Below are 17,982 nucleotides of genomic sequence, written 5' to 3'. Positions count from 1 at the left end.
AAATCTCGCTGCCCCTCTTTTAACTGTGTGCTTTCAATATTAGGTTAATTGTTCCAGCCAGACTGGATTTGTTCCAACGCCTGATCCAGCGTCGCAGTACCACTTACGTAGTCGGTCATGCCCTTCCAGAAGGTACCTGCGCCCACTTTGCCCGGCATCAGGTCAGAGCCATCAAAGCGCAGCGTGGAGGCATCCTGAACCAGCTTCGCCATCCGGCGATCGGATTCTGAGGTATACCAGTCCAGGGAAGCATCATTCATTGGAGCAATTACGCCGCCCGATTGCACCCAGCTCTTAATGGATTCTCCTGTAGTAAAGAATTCCATAACTGCACGAACTTCAGGACGATCGTTGAACATCGCGTAAATATCGCCAGCAACTAGTACTGGTTTACCATATTGAGGGTCAATAGGCGGCAGGTAGAACCAATCATAATCTACATCAACCTTTGCGGTTTCAGGGAAGAAGCTTGTAATAAAGTTGCCGAGCATATTAAACCATGCTTTAGGAGGATTATTGAACATTGGTGCTGGGGCATCCCCGAACGATGTCGTCACGATGGATTTTGCACCACCATAGACATAATCCTTGTTGAGCCAAATTTTGGACATGGTTTCAACTGCATTCTTCACTTCTGGAGAGGTAAATGGCAGCTCACCTTTTACCCATTTATCGTAGTTCTCAGGTGTAGTTGTGCGCAGCATTATATTTTCTACCCAGTCTGTTGCCGGCCAGCCTGTTGCAGCACCACTCTCGATTCCAATAGCCCAAGCAGGATCACCGTCTTTCGCAATTTGTTCCGTCAGAGCCATCATCTCATCCCATGTCTCAGGAACCTTGTAGCCTGCTTCATCAAATTGCTTTTTTGGATACCAGACCAAGCTCTTTACGTTACTGCGGTTCCAGATCCCCGCCATGATCTTGCCGTCTTTCCCGTCCATATTAGACATATCAAGCCAGCTCTTGTTGTAATTAGCCGTCAATTTGGCTTGATCCAGCACGTTAGTTAAATCGATAACCTTGCCAGTCTTAGCAATCGAGGCTAGCAGTCCCGGCTGCGGGAAATCAGCGATATCCGGAGCATTTCCACCGTCTACTCGAATGTTTATCGTAGCTTCGAACTCTTTTGAGCCCTCGTATTGAATATCAATTCCTGTCTTCTCTTCAAACTCTTTAATACTATTCTCAAATTTCACTTGGTCAGCATCTACGAAGGGGCCGAACATCGTTACTTTAGTTCCTTTATAGTCGCCCTTCATGGCTAGCTCTAGCGGAGATCCCGATGGCTCGGTGCTAGGAGCAGTTGTAGCTTTCTCAGTGTTATCTGCTGTTGGGCTGGTAGTCGCCGCAGGTGGATCTGTAGGCGCTGCATTGTTGTTATTGCCTCCGCCGCATGCGCTCAGCATCATAGTGAAGGATAAACACAGTACTAAAGCCAATGACTTTTTACGTCCTGAGGTTTTCTTCATCTTTTGTACATCCCCTTTAATGGTTTTAGAGATTGCTTCTGACTCAATCATCCGGTACCCTGGCATGTATAAGCAGCTTGTAGCAGATCACCTCCTTGCAAAGCTTTTCAGAATCTAAGGATCTATACTAAAAAAGAATCCAATCACAAATTCCAATTAATTGTAGCGCTTACATTTGTTATAGTATCACATAAAGTAAGCGTTTCCAATCTGTATTTGAAGTGTTTTGGTAAAATTTTTTTTATTGTCTAAGCAAATATTCAAATGTTGCTTAAGACGAGCGCTGAATTCTGAAAAGCTTTTCAAAGGGTGGTACAGAAGTGAACTACCCCTATTTTTCTCGTGTAGATTCCCGCACAATCAGCTTATGCTCCATCTTCTCATTCAATACCTGCACTTCACCTGTTGTAAGCAATTCATGCAGCTTCTCGGCCGCACGATACCCTAACTCGTAAATTGGCTGTGCAATCGTAGTTAGCTTCGGGATGAACATACCCGACATCCTTAGATTATCAAACCCAATCACGGATACCTGACCCGGAACAAGAATATTACGATCCTTTAGATAAGAAATCGTCCCCATCGCGAATTCATCAGCCACACAGAAAACAGCAGTTAGTTCAGGGTAATCTGTAAATAGTTCATGCGCAGCTTGATAAGCATGTTCAAACCGGTGACTGGCATATTTACTCTTCACAATATTCTGCTGTAACCCTGACTCTGTTAGTGCTCTTACAAACCCTTCATAGCGTGGTGGTCCTGATACCGAATTATCATGGTTAAAACCAATCATACCAATATCTTTATGACCTAAATCAATCAGGAACTTCACCGCATCATAGGCAGCCGCTTCATCATCCACCTCCACACTTGGAATGTCGAACTCATCGGAATGCGAGGACACTAACACAAATGGAATTCTACAACCGACCAATTTGTCATGATACTCAGGGTAAAGAAAATCACTGGCGAATACAATTCCATCCACCTGCTTCTCATGGAAGTTATCAATATAGGACAGTAGTCGTTCTTTGTCGCGGTCCGTATTGCAGATCATTAGACTATACCCAAGCTTGATACAAGCATCCTGCATCCCCCGAATCACCCCTGCGAAATACAGGTTCTCAATATCCGGAATAAGCAGGCCCAGTGTAAAGGACTTCTTGTAAATCAAACCACGTGCAAATGAATTAGGTTGATACCGCAATCGTTCTACAGCCTCCATCACTCGATTCCGTTTGCTCTCCACTACCGAATTCGGTGCATTCATAACACGTGACACTGTGCTAATCGACACCTCGGCCATTCTGGCAACATCTCTTATGGTTGGCTTCATAATGATAACTTCCTTTTTTAGGGAACTTTTCGATGTGATTATAGCAAGCCCGATTGGAAATAACAATAGAATTTTTGAAGCGCTTACATCATTTTATAAAATTCATCTTTCCTCCTCTTTCTTCACTCGGAAGATAAACAACTTACTTAAAGTGTGTATATAGTTTTATTACATGGTATACTATCCGAGTAGCGATATTCGTAGCTACAAATACTGCTCTATGAGCATAGAGCATTTATTATAGGAGGGATAACATTGAAACAACCTCGTGACATTCGATTCTCCGTACTGGACCTAGCTTCTATTGTGGAAGGAGGGACCGCGGCAGACTCTTTTCATAACTCTCTAGATTTAGCTCGGAACGCTGAGAAGTGGGGCTATCATCGGTATTGGTTCGCTGAACATCATAATATGATCGGAGTTGCCAGCTCTGCTACCTCACTCTTGATCGGACATATTGCTGGTGGCACCCAAAGTATACGTGTTGGCTCTGGTGGCATTATGCTATCCAACCACGCACCACTTGTTATTGCCGAACAGTTCGGGACTCTCGAATCTCTATATCCGGGACGGATCGATCTTGGACTGGGCAGAGCACCCGGATCTGATCAACCAGCTTCCCGTGCGCTGCGTCGCGGGCTCGGAAGCGATGGCAGTGAATTCCCTGAGCAGCTAAGTGAGCTAAGAGCTTACTTCGACCCTGCAGGAGCAGGATCGCGCCCAGCTGGAGTACGCGCGGTTCCTGGGGAAGGCTTAAATGTTCCCATCTGGCTCTTAGGCTCCAGCGGCTTTAGTGCTGAGCTAGCAGCCAAGCTAGGGTTGCCTTTTGCCTTTGCCAGCCATTTTGCACCTGAGTATTTACTTCAGGCGCTGCACATATACCACAGTAATTTCCGTCCATCAGAAGTACTAGACAAACCTTATGTTATGGTCGGACTAGGGGTTACAGCAGCCGATACTGTAGATGAGGCAAGAAAGCTAGCTACCTCGCAGCAGCAGCAGTTCCTCAATATCATCCGCGGGCGTACAGGCAAGTTACAACCACCCGTTGAGAGTATGGATGGGCTATGGACGGTACAAGAAAAAGCAATCATGCTCGATAAGCAGCGTTATTCTTTCTCTGGCGATAAAGCAGCGATTAAAGAACGACTTCAAGACATTCTGAAAGAGACACAAGCAGATGAATTGATTATCTCCGCAGGGATTTATGATCATGAAGCTCGTCTTCGTTCCTATGAAATTGTAGCTGAGGCTATGAAAGAACTGTAAGATTGCAGTCTTAACAAGGCAGGACGTTATCTGAGTATCGGGAATTCTCCCGTTTCAGATATGCGTCTTGCCTTTTTTGTTTTGTTTTCGAAACCGTTCTTAATAAAACACTACTAAGATAGTAAAAAACATAAAAATAAAGAGATATAGAGAGAAATCAACAGATAAACAGACCATATACTTATTATTTAATCAAATATGATCTAATTAGTTGTAATACATCATTTTTCTTTGGATATCATTTTGATTATACTTTATATATTCGCTATAACGAACGATTTGTATTTTGGCTATGCCCTCTTTCTCCGTTCATTCAGAAAGATTCCGCCCACAAATGAAAGAGTGGTACTTCACAATACCACTTATTTCGACAATGTAGAATGGAATAATCGTTTAAAACGGAGGATTTTGCCGGAAGCCCGCAGATTTTGTTTTTCAACAGCTACAATGGGCTCAGGAGAAAGGAGCAAAGAAAGTGAAGAAGAAATACCATTCGGTCTTCATAGCTGCTTACGTTCTGATTATTCTGGCAGGAGTAATATGGCACGCTGGAGGGGTAAGCGCTCAGGATACCATTAAGCTTACTGTGAATTCTCATACCACGAGCACAGCCACCATGAACAATATGAAGCCCGGTGACGAAATGAGCTCAGAGTACACGATTATTAATGATGGCACAGAAGGCTTTGATTACTTCGTGGACTTTAAATTCATCTCTGGAGACGTAGAGTTGTACAATATTCTCCAAATGACACTCGAAAAAGAGGGAGTAATCATCTATTCGGGAGTGATGAGTGAGGCTGCTGGCAGAGTAACCATCGGTTCACTTGCTGGAGGAGAGAAGAGTGTAATTCAAATGGATGTAACCTTCCCATGGGAAGCCGGCAACGAATATCAAGGGAAGGCCACGACCGTAGCTTTTGAATTCTCCGCTTCCGGAGAACCAGGTCCAACCACCGAGCCTACTTCAACGCCAACGCCAACAGCGACGGTTTCACCTACACCTGATCCATCACCTGCAGCAACGGCAACAGCAACAACTGAACCTACTACAACACCTACTGAAACACCAGCAGCTACACCTGAAGCTTCACCGTCACCTACGGTTGCACCAACAGCAACAGCAACACCATCGCCTACACCTACGGCTTCACCGCCTGCAGTCGATGAAATAAGCGTTACTGAAGAACCGATTCCAATGGGCGGAAGCAGTAATGAGCCTACACCTGCAGCGTCACCAGGTGCTGGTAGTCAAACCACCAGTGCAACACCTCAGCCAAGCGATGAGGTAGCCTTACCTGACGGCGACATTCCTTTGGGAGCACCAGAGGCAGGCAACGAGCTTCCAAATACCGCCGAGCCTTGGTATAACTTAATTCTGGCCAGCTTAGCTATTGCGGTACTCAGCGTGATCATCATGCGCAGATTGAAATCGAAGAAAGAATAACATTTAGTAATATAAGTCTGGAGGAGAGAGTATGAAGAAGCGTAATGGTGTCTTATTAACCGTGAAGCTAATCTTCATACTCTCTTTAGTTGTGCTGATTTATTCGATCGTCCAAGTCGTCAAAGCACCCATCGAGGCCAAGCAGGCCCTAAATGATTGGGCAAAAAAGAGGGAGGAAGCTATCGCCCGCCCCCTTCCAAATGAAGAGAACCCTCTCCCCAAGGGAATGGTCAGTTCTCCAAAAGAACAACCATCTTCTTCTCCCTCCTATAAAGAGGGTGAAGTGATTGGAGAAATCCGCTTCCCCACCTTAAATAAGAAGGTGGCTATTGTGGAGGGTACGGAAAGCCCTGAATTAAAAAAAGGAGCTGGACACTATATAGGTAGCGCAGCCATCGGCGCCATCGGTAATAGCGTGCTTGCTGGACACCGTGATACCGTATTCCGCAATCTAGGAGAACTTGTCGCAGGAGATCTGATCGAACTGGAAAGCATGGACGGTACGTTCACCTATGAAGTGACAGGCAGCACGATTGTAGATGGGAATGAACGCGGCGCAATAAAACCAAGCGATAAGGCTATTCTTACCTTGATCACCTGTTATCCTTTTTCATACGTGGGATCAGCACCAGACCGGTATTTACTTACAGCGAAGCTAGTGAAGCAAGAAATATCGCCTCATTAAAGCTAATCTTAACTCTTAATCTTCCTCCTCAGGGATGAGACCGGATATGGAAAGTGATACTATATAGATACAACAGTAATGAGGAGATGACCCACAGTGAAAAAAGAGGTTATAGAACGGTTTATTTCGTATGCCCAAATGGATACCCAATCGAACGAGGATAATGAAACTTGTCCGTCCACTCCGGGGCAGATGGTGCTGGCCCACAAGCTGGTCGAAGAGCTCAAGGAGATCGGCATGGATGAAGTGCAGGTGGACGAGCATGGGTATGTCATGGCTACACTCCCAGCCAATACGGAGAAGGATGTTCCGACCATTGGTTTTTTGGCGCATCTCGATACAGCAACTGATTTCACAGGAACAAATGTAAAGCCACAGATCGTGGAGAACTACGATGGCAAAGATATTCTTTTGAACAAAGAATTAAATGTTGTATTGTCTAAAGCGAGCTTCCCAGAGCTGGCAGAATATAAAGGCCATACATTAATTACAACCGATGGTACCACCCTGCTTGGCGCAGACAATAAAGCCGGTATTGCCGAGATTATGACAGCTATGAATCACCTTCTTCAGCATCCTGAAATCAAACATGGCAAGATTAGAGTTGCCTTTACACCGGACGAAGAAATTGGCCGCGGACCTCATAAATTTGACGTAGCTGCTTTTAATGCTTCCTATGCTTACACTGTGGACGGAGGCCCACTCGGTGAACTAGAGTATGAAAGCTTTAATGCTGCATCAGCCAAAATCTCGGTTTACGGCGTCAATGTACATCCTGGTACTGCCAAAGGAAAAATGATTCATTCCGCAAAAATCGCTATGGCGCTCCATCTTAGACTCCCTTCTGAGGAAGCTCCAGAATTCACAGACGGTTATGATGGCTTCTACCACCTTAGCTCCATAGAAGGCACACCGGAATTCAGCAAGCTTCAATATATCATTCGTGACTTCGACCGCGAGAAATTCGAGGCACGTAAAGCCTTTCTTTCTGCCATCGTAGATGAATTCAAGAGCATCCATGGTGAAGAGAACATCGTGCTTGAAATGAAAGACCAATATTACAACATGCGCGAAAAAATCGAACCGGTGCGTCATATTGTCGATATTGCCCATGAGGCGATGGAGAATCTGAACATCACACCGATCATCCGCCCGATTCGCGGGGGAACAGATGGCTCACAGCTTTCCTACATGGGTTTACCTACACCTAATATTTTCACGGGGGGCGAAAATTTCCACGGTAAATTCGAATACGCCTCTGCTGACAACATGGAAAAAGCGGTAAACGTAATCGTCGAGATCGCCAAGCTGTTCGAACAAAAAGCTTAAATCGTAATTCACGTCACTCCATATTGAATACAAAAAATCCCTGAAAAGGTCGATTCAGACCTCTCAGGGATTATTAATGTTCAAAGTCTATTCGATTAGCATCTTTCTTCCGGCGGCGTGTCTTTCCAGATCACATTTTCCCCGTAATTCTTACCCCAATCATACATCAATCGAAGGACGGGAAGCAGGCTCTGTCCATATGAAGTCAGAGAATACTCTACTTTTGGAGGAACCTCGGCATAAACTTTCCGAAGAACCAACTGATCTTCTTCAAGCTCTCGAAGCTGATTGGTCAACATTTTCTGCGTGATATGAGGAATTAGCTTCTTCAGCTCACTGAACCGCTTTGTCCCTTCAAGCCCAAGATGCCACAGGATTATCAGCTTCCATTTGCCTCCAATCACCGCAAGCGTCAGTTCCTTCTCGCAGTTAATTTCCTTCAAGTTGATGCGATCTTTAATCTCGGTTGCCATAACTAAAGCGCCCCCTCTCTCCTGTTGTCATACTAACACAAAAACGAATAACCTCCTTACTAGGAAGGCATTCGTTTCTGTACTCTCACTCTAAATTAGCATGCTTGCCGAACATCTGCTTAGTCGTCTGCCCCGTCTTCTCCATCATCCGCAGAATCACTGCATCGCAAAAGACTAACATCGTCTGTTCGAATAAAGAAGCCATTGGCTGAATCGTGCTGTAGCCTCCGCTGGTCTGATCTTTTGTAGATCCCGGCAGCTTCACTACATAGCTCGCTAAACGTCCGACGGTCGAGTCTGGCGCAATCGTAACGGCAATAACCTCTGCACCTACTCCTTTGGCCTTCTCTGCCATAGAGATCAGCCCCTTCGTCTCTCCTGAACCCGAACCGAGCACAAGCACATCACCAGGCTCAATACCCGGGGTTACCGTTTCTCCCACGACGTACGCTTCTTTACCGACATGCATGAGTCGCATTGCAAAAGCACGTCCCATCAATCCTGATCTACCAGCCCCGGCCACAAATATCTTATTCGACTGAAGAAGCAGTTCAGCCATTCGTTCAGCCTCTTGCTGATCAAGCTGAGAAATGGAGCGCTGAAGCTCCTCTATAATTTGCTGCGCATATTTCAATGTGTCCATTGTAATCTTAAGCCTGTTTAACTAGACGTTTCATCTCTGCCGCTGTGGCCTTTTGATCAGCCTCACCCGTAATGCCTCCGCCAACGATAACAAGATCAGGATTCGCTGCAATAACTTCCGGAAGCGTACTTAGCTTGATACCCCCAGCGATAGCGGTTTTAGCCTGTTTAACCACACTTTTAATTGCATTCAAATCTGCAAAAGAATTTTTTCCTTCCGCCTGATGGTCATATCCAGAGTGTACGCAGACATAGTCTACGCCAAGTGCGTCTACTTCAGCCGCTCTTGACTTAATATCTTTTACATTGATCAGGTCAACCAGAATCTGTCTATTCGTCTTCTTAGCTTCCTCCACCGCACCCCGAATGGTAGCATCATCAGATACACCAAGCACAGTAACGATATCAGCACCAGCTTCTGCCGCCTTCATCACTTCATATCCACCAGCATCCATGATTTTCAAATCAGCCAATACTGTCAAAGCAGGAAAAGCTTCCTTTATTGCTTTCACCGCATGCAAGCCTTCATTAATAACGATAGGTGTTCCAATTTCAACGATATCTATATATTCAGCAACCTCTGAGACAATCTCTTTCGCTCCCGCAATATCCACTAGATCCAATGCTAATTGCAATTTCATATTTATTTGCACTCCTTGTTAATATATTTTAGTAAGTCATGTACAAATTGTAGATCCTTACATCCTTTAAGGGAAGTAGGCACTTTATTGTGATGTAGTTACCTGGAGGATACTAATGTGCTGCTGCCAGCTTTATCTTTGCAGACATTAACAACCTTTTGTCATATTTTTGTAAAAGTACTGCATTTTCATGAAAGCTGTGCTAACATTACAGTTTGTTTATGGAATAACAGCAATTTAATCATGATGTAAGAAGGTGTACAATGAAGCACAATAATCACCAAGAATTTAACCTTGTAAAACTAACTTGGCCGATATTCCTGGAACTGTTCCTATTTATGCTCATGGGCAGTGTGGATACTTTTATGATCAGCTCCGTATCGGACGATGCCGTATCGGGTGTTGGCGCAGCGAATCAGATTATCGCGATGGCTATTTTAGTTCTCAGTGTAATTGGTAACGGCGCAGCGATTGTAGTCTCCCAATACCTCGGTTCCAAAAAACCTCTGGAAGCCGCTCAAGTGACCGGTAATGCCATTACTCTAAACCTGTTAGTAGGAATTATCCTAAGTACGTTTTTACTGATATTCGGAGGAACTTTACTAACTGCCCTGAATGTAAAAGGGGATATTCTCGTTTACGCTAAATCCTATATTCATATTGTCGGAGGCGGTATTTTTCTCCAAGCATTAATCAATGCTCTGGCGACCACAATCCGTACGCACGGTTTCACTAAACAGACGATGGTCGTATCCTTGCTGATGAACATCATTCACGTGGTGGGTAACTACTTACTCATCTATGGTCATTTTGGACTTCCAGCGTTAGGTGTCGAAGGTGCAGCTATCTCAACGGTTGTCAGTCGGTTTATCTGTCTTATTATTTTCTTCTTATTGCTCTACAGAGTGATGGAGGTACGGGTAAAGTTAACCTACTACATTCATCTTTCCAAAAAATATGTGCAGCAAATTCTCAAAATCGGCATCCCGTCCGCGTTTGAATCGATTATTTATCAATCTTGTCAGCTCGTATTCACGCTGTATATTACCTATCTGGGCGCCGAGGCTATGGCCACTCGTCAATACGCGCTCAACATTTCCAATTATATTTATTTATTCAGTGTAGCCGTCTCCATGGGAACCTCCATTATCGTAGGACATCTGGTGGGAGCTAGGCGCCCCAAGGAGGCCTATACGCGTGTATTCACCAGTGTGAAGTGGGCACTTCTGGTCACAGTAGTAATAGATGCTCTTGTGATCGTCTTCCGGGTACCGCTATTCGGCCTCTTCACAGACAACGAGAACATTATTCTGATGGGGGCTCAGGTTATACTGCTTAGTTTCTTCCTAGAGACCGGGCGCACAACTAATTTGGTCATCATTAACTCACTACGCGCCTCGGGCGATGCGAAGTTCCCAGTATATATGGGACTGATCTCCATGGTCTGCATGAGCTTACCCCTTGGCTATTTTCTGGTATTCCAGCTTAACCTAGGATTAGCCGGTGTGTGGATTGCCACTGCGGCTGATGAGTGGACAAGAGCTGTCATTATGTATTTCCGCTGGAAGAGTCGAGCTTGGGAGAAACATGGACTGATTCAGCACGATGATGTAGAACACAGCGCGCCTTCCACTACCCCTGCAGCTGTAAATTAACGAATTTATTTAGGTGGTTCTCTAAGGTCATACCAGATCTTAAGAGTCCACCTTTTTTGTCGCTTCATGATTACAAAATTTTAGAATGAATGAAGCATTCTACGTTACAATAGATAGAACGTAATTAATCTAAAGGGGAGAACCTCATGTCGGAAGAAACCGGGATCCACGAGTTATTGACGCTCAAGACGATTGCGGAGACCTTAAACAGTTCCAATGAGCTCAAACCGATGCTCGATACAGTTATGGGCAAGCTGTTAGATCTAACAGGAAATACGGCAGGCTGGATCTTCCTGAGCGAAGAGAATATGGAGTATGAATTCGCCGCAGATCGGGGTTTACCGCCAGCGCTGCAGCGGGACAATAAACAGCCGATGCAGTGTGGAAGCTGCTGGTGCTTAGACCGCCTATGGGACGGACGGCTAGAGCATGCTGTTAACATTCTAAACTGCAAGCGGCTGAGTAATGCCAGGCAAAATAACTGGGGTGATACATTAGGGATCACCCACCACGCCACTATCCCACTGCATTCAGGCGATCGCTACCTAGGACTTATGAATGTAGCTGCACCGGGCAAAGCACATTACCCCGACAGTGAGCTGGCTCTGCTACAATCCGTGGCCCTGCAAATTGGCAGTGCCATTGAACGCATGCAGTTATATAGCACCGAGCAGCGCCGTGCCAATCTGTACGCCAAATTAGGGGAGTTCAGCGCTGCTTTGAATATAACGGCTAGTGAATGCATCTCCCCAAGCATTCTTGTGGAGAAAACCACCGCCCTGATTGGCCAATATTTCGATTGGCCTTTTGCAGCGATTATTGGACAACACGCGGGCAAATTCGAAGTACATGCAGCCGCTCATGCAGCTAATATAACACCTGAATTAGCCCCTTTTGAGCTCTCTTATTCCTTTAAGAATCGTCTAAGGGATATTGCAAAAGGACAGCGCTTCGCAACATTAACCTCTGACGAAGAACAGGAAATTACGAACTCATGCTGTTCCGGACAGCCTGTTACAGAGCGAGTTGTAATGCTTGCCGTCCCCTTTCGGCAGATTACTGCACATGGTTCAGCCATTCTACTCATCACCTCGCCTAAAGCACTCGCCTCCGCAACCGCAGATGGAGAAGTACTCGAAGCGATTGCCGAGCATATTTCAGCTACACTGGAAAGTGTACAGCTCGGAGAGAAGCGCCGCGAAATCGCGCGTCTGGACGAGCGGAATCGACTGGCCCGTGACCTCCACGACTCGGTGAACCAGATTCTGTTCTCCCTCTCGATGACGGCCAAAGGTGTAGAAAGCATGCTGCAGCAAGAGCACATCTCCCATCCGGCTGCTGAGGCTGTCCGCGATATTCAAGAGCTCTCTCAATCTGCACTCAAAGAAATGCGTGCTTTAATCATGCAGCTTCGTCCTGCAGGACTGGAAGCCGGGTTATTGACCGCGCTGCAGGCTCATGGTCAGCAACTAGGGCTGTTGATACAGACAGAGCGCAGCGGTGTACTCGAACTTCCCCGCAATGTGGAAGAAGGACTGCTGCGCATTGGTCAAGAAGCACTTAATAATGTACGTAAGCACTCCGGAGCTTCTAAAGCTGAAGTATCTCTACATTTAAACGCTACCGAGGTGATACTGAGCATTGCCGATCAGGGCAAGGGCGGTGCCAAACGGCGCTGTAACATAGACACCAATGAATCTCTCGGCCTGCATATTATGAAGGAAAGAGCTGAGGCGCTCTACGGCCATATTCATATTTACAGTGAGGAGCACCAAGGCACAACGATTGAGGTAACCATCCCTTTGCCCCTCCAATCCACATGAAGTCGGGTGATCACAAATGACAATAGGTTTATTACTGGTTGACGATCATGCAATGGTTCGTCGAGGGCTACAAGTGTTTCTCTCGACACAACCGGACATCAAGGTTATCGGAGAAGCATCGAACGGCCGCGAGGCACTAGAGAGAACGGCTGAGCTCCATCCGGATATCATATTAATGGATTTGCACATGCCCGTTATGGATGGCATCGAGACGGCTAAACAGCTACGGATCTCCCATCCACAGGTCAAAATCATTGTGTTGACCTCCTTTTCAGATCAGGATCATGTACTCCCTGCTATCCGCGTAGGGATCAAAGGATATTTGCTAAAAGACATAGAACCAGAAGCGCTGGTAGTCGCCATCCGTAAGGTACAAAGTGGTCAAGTTGAGCTGCATTCCGCAGCTGCCAGCCAACTGATGGATCTAATGGCAGCTTCTACACCAGAACAACTGAATGTTAGCAACTCAGATCTGAATGGATCCAGTACTACATCGGTTACAATCACCGGATCTGAGCTTCTTACTCCGCGAGAGCAGGAAGTGTTAGACCTCATTGCACTAGGTATGAGCAACAAAGAGATTGCCAGTAAGCTGGTCATCACCGAGAAGACTGTTAAGACACATGTCAGTCATGTACTGGGAAAGCTGAACTTATCGGATCGGACTCAAGCTGCCATTTTTGCATTGAAAAGCGGCTACAACTCATAGCGCCACAGCTCATCTACAACTATAGTCTTAGACGCTCAGCACAATTGCTGAGCGTTTTTATTATGCAGGTTCATTCCATGTGCTGACGTCAACAAATGTCGATTCAGCTATCATTGGTTTATAGCAATCGACCTTATAGGAGTGGATACAGATGAAAGTCATGATCCTGACAGGCAGCAATCGAAAAGAAGCGACCAGCACAAAGTTGGCAGAGCATGCCGCACATTTTATTAATCAGCAAGGCGAACAAGTCACCCTGTTTAATCTCCATAAACGCCCACTGCCCTTTTATTCACCAGATGAGTCTTACGCGGAGCATGAGCATCTAAGCGCCCTCCATCAAGAGATGCTAACTGCGAACGCAATCATCCTGATTACCCCGGAATACCACGGTTCCATGAGCGGCGTGATGAAAAATGCTCTCGACCATCTAGGCCAGACGCACTTCAACGGCAAAGTGGTATTGTCTGCTAGCTCTGCAGGTGGAGCTGTAGGTGTAAGCTCATTGCTTCAATTGCAGGCGGTTGTACGCAATCTACATGGGATTAATACGCCAGACTGGATCTCCATCGGCGGGATGCAGCGCAAGCGGTTCGAGATTGAATACGACGGGTACGAGGGCGGTCAAGAAATTGAAGATCGCATTCGCCTAGTCTTAGAATCATTCCTAAATTTAGCCCGCAAAATCAATAGCCCGGCAGGTGCCGCCCTATGATCAAAGGACTGTTTGAAACCCATCTGAACGTGACTAACCTTGAACAATCTGCTCATTTCTATGAACATGTTCTGGGACTACCCTTAGCACATTCGGAGAATACTGAAGGCCGCAAGCGGCGATTTTACTGGATTGGAGAAGATCGTAATCAGGCCATGCTGGGGATTTGGGAGAAGGCACCTTCCGAGGTTGTGCGTCAGCACTTTGCTTTTCAAGTAACGCTTGAGGATTTGAAGCAGTCAGTATCCTGCCTAAAGGCCAAGGGGATTGAAGCCTCCAACTTCCTCGATGATGATAAGGGACAATTGTATGTATTTGGCTGGATGCCAGCCGTATCCGTGTATTTCAGTGATCCAGATGGTCATTCCTTAGAGTTCCTATCTGTACTGCCTGATCCGCCCAGGCCTGAGCTAGGAATGATACCTTGGAAAGAATGGGAACTAATACATGGAAGAACCTGGTAGTTATTGAAAGAATTCAGGCTAATCCTGCACGAGGAGACGAGAATATGATAAAAGGACTATACGAAGCACATTTACCTGTAAGTAATCTTGAGGTATCTATCGAATTTTATGAGAAATTGGGATTAAAAATGGCCTGGCGGGATGAGGAAACTGCATTCTTCTGGATGGAGGAAGGTCGGAGTTGGATCGGCATTTGGCAAGGAAAGGAAGTAGCAACGCCATACCACCCATCTTTACGGCATATTGCCTTCCGCGTAACTTATGAGGATCTGAAGCAATCACTGCAATGGCTGGAATCCATTGGGGTAGAGGCTGTTCCGTTCCGTAATCGAACTTCCGTTGAGCCTTTTATTCGAGCTTATCAAGGGAATGCTTCTGTGTACTTCAACGACCCGGACGGCAACAGCCTGGAATTGATGTGCCATGTAGAGGTTCCTGAACATTTGAAGCATCTCTCAGAGAATATCATCTTAACCGAGTGGGAGAAATTGCTCGACCATAAATAAAAATACTCAATCAAAAAACAGCTGCCCACCATCAAGGGTCCAGCTGTTTGAGTATGTTAGCTGCTTCTATTTAACCATCTCTAGCATGGTTTTAGTAAAGGCTGTTACTTAATCGTGATGCCTTTCTTCATAGCCTTCATATCTGAATTCGTGTTCACAAGCATTGGTAGTATCTTCATACTTCTCGTCATGGGAGAGTTACATTGCCAGCAGGTAGGTACGTACTGAAATGCAAAGTTATCGCGCATCCAACCGGTGCAACCTTCCTTGGTACAAGACCAAATGGCTGTGTCTTCCTGCGGAAGATCCTCCAGTGCTTTTTTACGAAAATACATAAGTACCCCTCCTTGGATCGAATCGAGACGATTTCGCCACCCTATTAGGGGCAGATTCATAAGATGAAAAATAAAAAAGCTGCCCTCAACTTGTGTTAAGGGCAGCCTAATTTTCGAATTACAGTTTTACAACGTTTTCGGCTTGTGGTCCACGAGCGCCTTGAGTTACGTTGAACTCAACGCGTTGGCCTTCGTCCAAAGATTTAAATCCGTCGCCTGTGATTGCGGAGAAGTGTACGAATACGTCGCTTCCACCTTCAACCTCGATAAAACCAAATCCTTTGTCTGCATTAAACCATTTAACTGTACCTGTTTGCATGATATTACCTCCAATATTTTATTTAACACATGTCCTTTTATTCCTACGTAGTGTACGAACAAATAAAAATTCACACATTGGAAAAGGACTCATACGCACAAATGATAACCTTTTACAATATGTGAATTAAGGGTTAAATTTATGATTAACTTCATTGTACCACACTAAATCATTGAATGCAATGTAAATGCCTACTTTTTTCATTCCGGCTCAATATCCTCTATATTAAAGGCTTTAGAGCCGGAAATGTGCACGGGTTAATCGATGTATCCTGCCAACCCTTTATCCATTAAGTAATCCATCTCCGCATCAAGAATCGTCTCCACTGTGATTTCATCCAGCTTCACATCACGCTGGCCAACAACATAATCAACCAGATCATCATTGTCGATGTCTACCTCGCCTTTGGCATTAGCCTTGGCGTTATTGATAAAGGTCTGTTCATGCTTCAATACTAAACGAATTAATTTAGGATCTACTTTGGTTTTGGCAGATAATACGGTTACTAATTCCTGCTCGTTTAATTTGTCACTCATTTTTCAAATTTCATCTCCCTACAATTATTACATCTCCATTGTAGCATATTTCACGCTTTAACGCGTCATTACGCGAAGTATACCGCGGTTTGTTCACACTTTTCTTGCTATCACAGGCTCTGCAACATTCCACTTCAGGTAAGTTATTTAATAAAAACAGTTGTGAGGAACATTGACTTGTGCCAAAATATAAAAAAAGTGTTGGACCAAATTGAATACTAGAAAAGGCGGTTGAATTCATGAGCTCTGTATCTTCCCAGCAATTAGACACAAACAGCAACAAGGCACATCGTTATATCGAAGACGTATACGCACAGGTTGTTGCGCGTAATCCTTTCGAGCCCGAATTCCATCAGGCTGTAAAGGAAATCCTTGAATCTTTGCTTCCAATCCTGGCTGCTGAACCTAAGTATCAGGAAAATGCCATTCTGGAAAGATTGGTTGAGCCAGAACGTTTGATTATGTTCCGTGTTCCTTGGACAGATGATCAAGGCAAGGTCAGAGTTAACCGTGGATATCGTGTACAGTTCAGCAGTGCCATTGGACCTTACAAAGGTGGACTTCGCTTTCACCCTTCCGTTAATGCTAGTATTATCAAATTCCTCGGCTTCGAGCAAATCTTCAAAAACGCTCTTACCGGCCAACACATCGGCGGAGGTAAAGGCGGATCCGACTTTGATCCTAAAGGAAAATCCGAAGGCGAAATCATGCGTTTTGCACAAAGCTTCATGACTGAATTGCAAAATTACATCGGTCCTGACCAAGACGTTCCTGCAGGAGATATCGGTGTAGGTGGTCGTGAGATTGGTTACATGTACGGACAATACAAGCGGATCCGCGGAGGATATCCGGCTGGCGTATTGACTGGTAAAGGTATTGGTTACGGTGGAAGTCAGGCTCGGACAGAAGCTACTGGTTACGGTACAGTTTATTTCGTAAACGAGATGCTGAAAGCAAAAGGCCTTTCCTTTGAAGGAAGTCGCGTTGTTGTTTCCGGTTCTGGTAACGTAGCGATCTATGCGATTGAAAAAGCTGTACAGCTAGGTGCAACAGTCGTAGCTTGTAGTGACTCCGCTGGATATATCTATGACGAAAACGGCATTAACCTCGAAACTGTCCGCCGCCTGAAAGAAGTCGAAAGAAAACGGATTAGTGAATATGTGAATGAACACCCTAACACTGTGTATACCGAAGATTCCACGCAAATTTGGACTATTCCTTGTGATATCGCCCTTCCGAGTGCTACTCAGAATGAGATTGATGAAGCTATGGCTTTGAAACTGATTGAGAATGGTGTTAAAGCAGTAGGCGAAGGCGCCAACATGCCATCCACCCTTGAAGCTATTCACCAGTTCCAACAAGCTGGCGTGCTATTCGCGCCTGCCAAAGCTGCTAATGCTGGCGGCGTAGCTGTATCTGCGCTTGAAATGGCCCAAAACAGCATGCGTATGTCCTGGAGCTTTGAAGAAGTTGATACGAAGCTGCATGAGATCATGGTTTCCATCTATCAACAGTCTGTAGATGCATCCGAGCAGTATGGACAGTCCGGCAACCTCGTTGCAGGAGCGAACATCGCTGGATTCAAGAAAGTAGCCGATGCTATGTTGGCTGAAGGCGTAATCTAATCAA

Annotated in this window: 20 protein-coding genes; 11 read left to right on the top strand and 9 right to left on the bottom strand. The window is 45.4% G+C overall.

Translation table 11 applies throughout. The annotated features are described in order from the left end of the window. Nucleotides 1-44: 44 nt before the first annotated feature. Together NSQ29_RS28670 and NSQ29_RS28665 are read right to left on the bottom strand one after the other, a co-directional pair. Nucleotides 45-1,469 (bottom strand): ABC transporter substrate-binding protein, encoded by a 1,425-nt coding sequence (locus NSQ29_RS28670; protein WP_076285069.1) that lies wholly within the window; start codon nt 1,467-1,469, stop codon nt 45-47. Nucleotides 1,470-1,800: 331 nt separating this feature from the next. After that, nucleotides 1,801-2,805 (bottom strand): LacI family DNA-binding transcriptional regulator, encoded by a 1,005-nt coding sequence (locus NSQ29_RS28665; protein WP_076297981.1) that lies wholly within the window; start codon nt 2,803-2,805, stop codon nt 1,801-1,803. 255 nt (nt 2,806-3,060) lie between these two features. On the opposite strand from NSQ29_RS28665, the gene NSQ29_RS28660 reads away from it, so the two are divergent. The 4 genes from NSQ29_RS28660 to pepT all read left to right on the top strand — a co-directional run bounded on the left by NSQ29_RS28660 (nt 3,061) and on the right by pepT (nt 7,535). Next, on the top strand, nt 3,061-4,074 hold the full coding sequence (locus tag NSQ29_RS28660; RefSeq protein WP_339267762.1) for an LLM class flavin-dependent oxidoreductase: 1,014 nt from the start codon (nt 3,061-3,063) through the stop codon (nt 4,072-4,074). Between the two features lie 475 nt (nt 4,075-4,549). Then, complete coding sequence (locus NSQ29_RS28655) at nt 4,550-5,521, top strand: hypothetical protein (protein ID WP_341126607.1); 972 nt, start codon at nt 4,550-4,552, stop codon at nt 5,519-5,521. Nucleotides 5,522-5,552: 31 nt separating this feature from the next. Next, complete coding sequence (locus NSQ29_RS28650) at nt 5,553-6,206, top strand: sortase (protein ID WP_341126606.1); 654 nt, start codon at nt 5,553-5,555, stop codon at nt 6,204-6,206. Nucleotides 6,207-6,302: 96 nt separating this feature from the next. Continuing rightward, complete coding sequence (gene pepT, locus NSQ29_RS28645) at nt 6,303-7,535, top strand: peptidase T (protein WP_341126605.1); 1,233 nt, start codon at nt 6,303-6,305, stop codon at nt 7,533-7,535. Between the two features lie 95 nt (nt 7,536-7,630). On the opposite strand, the gene NSQ29_RS28640 is transcribed toward pepT, so the two are convergent. The 3 genes from NSQ29_RS28640 to hxlA all read right to left on the bottom strand — a co-directional run bounded on the left by NSQ29_RS28640 (nt 7,631) and on the right by hxlA (nt 9,291). Then, entirely contained in the window at nt 7,631-8,008 is a 378-nt protein-coding gene (locus NSQ29_RS28640; protein ID WP_036682121.1) for a winged helix-turn-helix transcriptional regulator, read from the bottom strand. Nucleotides 8,009-8,093: 85 nt separating this feature from the next. Continuing rightward, the gene (gene hxlB / locus NSQ29_RS28635) at nt 8,094-8,651 is read right to left on the bottom strand and encodes a 6-phospho-3-hexuloisomerase (RefSeq protein ID WP_341126604.1); all 558 of its coding nucleotides are present in this window, start codon (nt 8,649-8,651) and stop codon (nt 8,094-8,096) included. Between the two features lie 7 nt (nt 8,652-8,658). Beyond that, nucleotides 8,659-9,291, bottom strand: coding sequence for a 3-hexulose-6-phosphate synthase (gene hxlA / locus NSQ29_RS28630; protein ID WP_341126603.1), 633 nt, complete (start codon nt 9,289-9,291; stop codon nt 8,659-8,661). Between the two features lie 263 nt (nt 9,292-9,554). Here hxlA and NSQ29_RS28625 point away from each other — a divergent pair, with 263 nt between their 5' ends. The 3 genes from NSQ29_RS28625 to NSQ29_RS28615 all read left to right on the top strand — a co-directional run bounded on the left by NSQ29_RS28625 (nt 9,555) and on the right by NSQ29_RS28615 (nt 13,478). After that, nucleotides 9,555-10,946, top strand: coding sequence for an MATE family efflux transporter (locus NSQ29_RS28625; RefSeq protein WP_341126602.1), 1,392 nt, complete (start codon nt 9,555-9,557; stop codon nt 10,944-10,946). A 146-nt stretch (nt 10,947-11,092) separates the two neighbouring features. Beyond that, complete coding sequence (locus NSQ29_RS28620) at nt 11,093-12,769, top strand: GAF domain-containing sensor histidine kinase (protein ID WP_341126601.1); 1,677 nt, start codon at nt 11,093-11,095, stop codon at nt 12,767-12,769. Nucleotides 12,770-12,785: 16 nt separating this feature from the next. Then, nucleotides 12,786-13,478, top strand: coding sequence for a response regulator transcription factor (locus NSQ29_RS28615; protein WP_340973362.1), 693 nt, complete (start codon nt 12,786-12,788; stop codon nt 13,476-13,478). A 133-nt stretch (nt 13,479-13,611) separates the two neighbouring features. Here the strand turns inward: NSQ29_RS28615 and NSQ29_RS28610 are convergent, their stop codons facing one another. Then, nucleotides 13,612-13,749, bottom strand: coding sequence for a hypothetical protein (locus NSQ29_RS28610; protein ID WP_341126839.1), 138 nt, complete (start codon nt 13,747-13,749; stop codon nt 13,612-13,614). Between NSQ29_RS28610 and NSQ29_RS28605 the strand changes: the two genes are divergently transcribed. From NSQ29_RS28605 to NSQ29_RS28595, 3 genes are read left to right on the top strand one after another with little or no spacing between them, the layout of a single operon-like run. After that, nucleotides 13,684-14,193, top strand: coding sequence for an NADPH-dependent FMN reductase (locus NSQ29_RS28605; RefSeq protein ID WP_341126831.1), 510 nt, complete (start codon nt 13,684-13,686; stop codon nt 14,191-14,193). The two genes, NSQ29_RS28610 and NSQ29_RS28605, sit on opposite strands and share 66 nt — an antisense overlap. Then, on the top strand, nt 14,190-14,657 hold the full coding sequence (locus NSQ29_RS28600) for a VOC family protein (protein WP_340973365.1): 468 nt from the start codon (nt 14,190-14,192) through the stop codon (nt 14,655-14,657). Before NSQ29_RS28605 ends, NSQ29_RS28600 begins: the two co-directional genes overlap by 4 nt. Before the next feature lie 44 nt (nt 14,658-14,701). Beyond that, complete coding sequence (locus NSQ29_RS28595) at nt 14,702-15,163, top strand: VOC family protein (RefSeq protein ID WP_340973367.1); 462 nt, start codon at nt 14,702-14,704, stop codon at nt 15,161-15,163. A 104-nt stretch (nt 15,164-15,267) separates the two neighbouring features. Here NSQ29_RS28595 and NSQ29_RS28590 read toward each other — a convergent pair whose 3' ends face one another. The 3 genes from NSQ29_RS28590 to NSQ29_RS28580 form a co-directional block, all read right to left on the bottom strand. After that, nucleotides 15,268-15,498: a cold-shock protein gene (locus NSQ29_RS28590; RefSeq protein WP_042131520.1), complete on the bottom strand. Its 231-nt coding sequence runs from the start codon at nt 15,496-15,498 to the stop codon at nt 15,268-15,270. A gap of 118 nt (nt 15,499-15,616) precedes the next feature. Beyond that, nucleotides 15,617-15,817 carry a cold-shock protein gene (locus NSQ29_RS28585; protein WP_019914790.1) on the bottom strand — a complete coding sequence of 67 codons (201 nt, stop codon included), beginning with the start codon at nt 15,815-15,817 and terminating at the stop codon, nt 15,617-15,619. A gap of 257 nt (nt 15,818-16,074) precedes the next feature. After that, the gene (locus NSQ29_RS28580) at nt 16,075-16,353 is read right to left on the bottom strand and encodes a hypothetical protein (protein ID WP_042192741.1); all 279 of its coding nucleotides are present in this window, start codon (nt 16,351-16,353) and stop codon (nt 16,075-16,077) included. A 239-nt stretch (nt 16,354-16,592) separates the two neighbouring features. Here NSQ29_RS28580 and gdhA point away from each other — a divergent pair, with 239 nt between their 5' ends. Beyond that, entirely contained in the window at nt 16,593-17,978 is a 1,386-nt protein-coding gene (gene gdhA / locus NSQ29_RS28575) for an NADP-specific glutamate dehydrogenase (RefSeq protein WP_341126600.1), read from the top strand. The last annotated feature ends 4 nt before the right edge of the window (nt 17,979-17,982 follow it).

The sequence above is a fragment of the Paenibacillus sp. FSL F4-0236 genome (assembly GCF_038000135.1).
GTDB lineage: Bacteria > Bacillota > Bacilli > Paenibacillales > Paenibacillaceae > Paenibacillus_AQ.
Note: the sequence above shows the minus strand (reverse complement) of the source record. Positions and strands in the feature narration are given on the sequence as shown.

What these genes read in the sequence shown, in the direction of transcription:
- NSQ29_RS28595 (WP_340973367.1), top strand. Translation starts at nt 14,702, where the DNA reads ATGATAAAAGGACTATACGAAGCACATTTACCTGTAAGTAATCTTGAG.
- NSQ29_RS28610 (WP_341126839.1), bottom strand. Translation starts at nt 13,749, where the DNA reads ATGGAGATTAAACAGGGTGACTTGTTCGCCTTGCTGATTAATAAAATG.
- NSQ29_RS28620 (WP_341126601.1), top strand. Translation starts at nt 11,093, where the DNA reads ATGTCGGAAGAAACCGGGATCCACGAGTTATTGACGCTCAAGACGATT.
- NSQ29_RS28625 (WP_341126602.1), top strand. Translation starts at nt 9,555, where the DNA reads ATGAAGCACAATAATCACCAAGAATTTAACCTTGTAAAACTAACTTGG.
- NSQ29_RS28665 (WP_076297981.1), bottom strand. Translation starts at nt 2,805, where the DNA reads ATGAAGCCAACCATAAGAGATGTTGCCAGAATGGCCGAGGTGTCGATT.
- NSQ29_RS28590 (WP_042131520.1), bottom strand. Translation starts at nt 15,498, where the DNA reads ATGTATTTTCGTAAAAAAGCACTGGAGGATCTTCCGCAGGAAGACACA.
- NSQ29_RS28600 (WP_340973365.1), top strand. Translation starts at nt 14,190, where the DNA reads ATGATCAAAGGACTGTTTGAAACCCATCTGAACGTGACTAACCTTGAA.
- NSQ29_RS28615 (WP_340973362.1), top strand. Translation starts at nt 12,786, where the DNA reads ATGACAATAGGTTTATTACTGGTTGACGATCATGCAATGGTTCGTCGA.
- gdhA (WP_341126600.1), top strand. Translation starts at nt 16,593, where the DNA reads ATGAGCTCTGTATCTTCCCAGCAATTAGACACAAACAGCAACAAGGCA.
- NSQ29_RS28640 (WP_036682121.1), bottom strand. Translation starts at nt 8,008, where the DNA reads ATGGCAACCGAGATTAAAGATCGCATCAACTTGAAGGAAATTAACTGC.
- NSQ29_RS28670 (WP_076285069.1), bottom strand. Translation starts at nt 1,469, where the DNA reads ATGAAGAAAACCTCAGGACGTAAAAAGTCATTGGCTTTAGTACTGTGT.
- NSQ29_RS28580 (WP_042192741.1), bottom strand. Translation starts at nt 16,353, where the DNA reads ATGAGTGACAAATTAAACGAGCAGGAATTAGTAACCGTATTATCTGCC.
- hxlB (WP_341126604.1), bottom strand. Translation starts at nt 8,651, where the DNA reads ATGGACACATTGAAATATGCGCAGCAAATTATAGAGGAGCTTCAGCGC.
- NSQ29_RS28650 (WP_341126606.1), top strand. Translation starts at nt 5,553, where the DNA reads ATGAAGAAGCGTAATGGTGTCTTATTAACCGTGAAGCTAATCTTCATA.
- hxlA (WP_341126603.1), bottom strand. Translation starts at nt 9,291, where the DNA reads ATGAAATTGCAATTAGCATTGGATCTAGTGGATATTGCGGGAGCGAAA.
- NSQ29_RS28585 (WP_019914790.1), bottom strand. Translation starts at nt 15,817, where the DNA reads ATGCAAACAGGTACAGTTAAATGGTTTAATGCAGACAAAGGATTTGGT.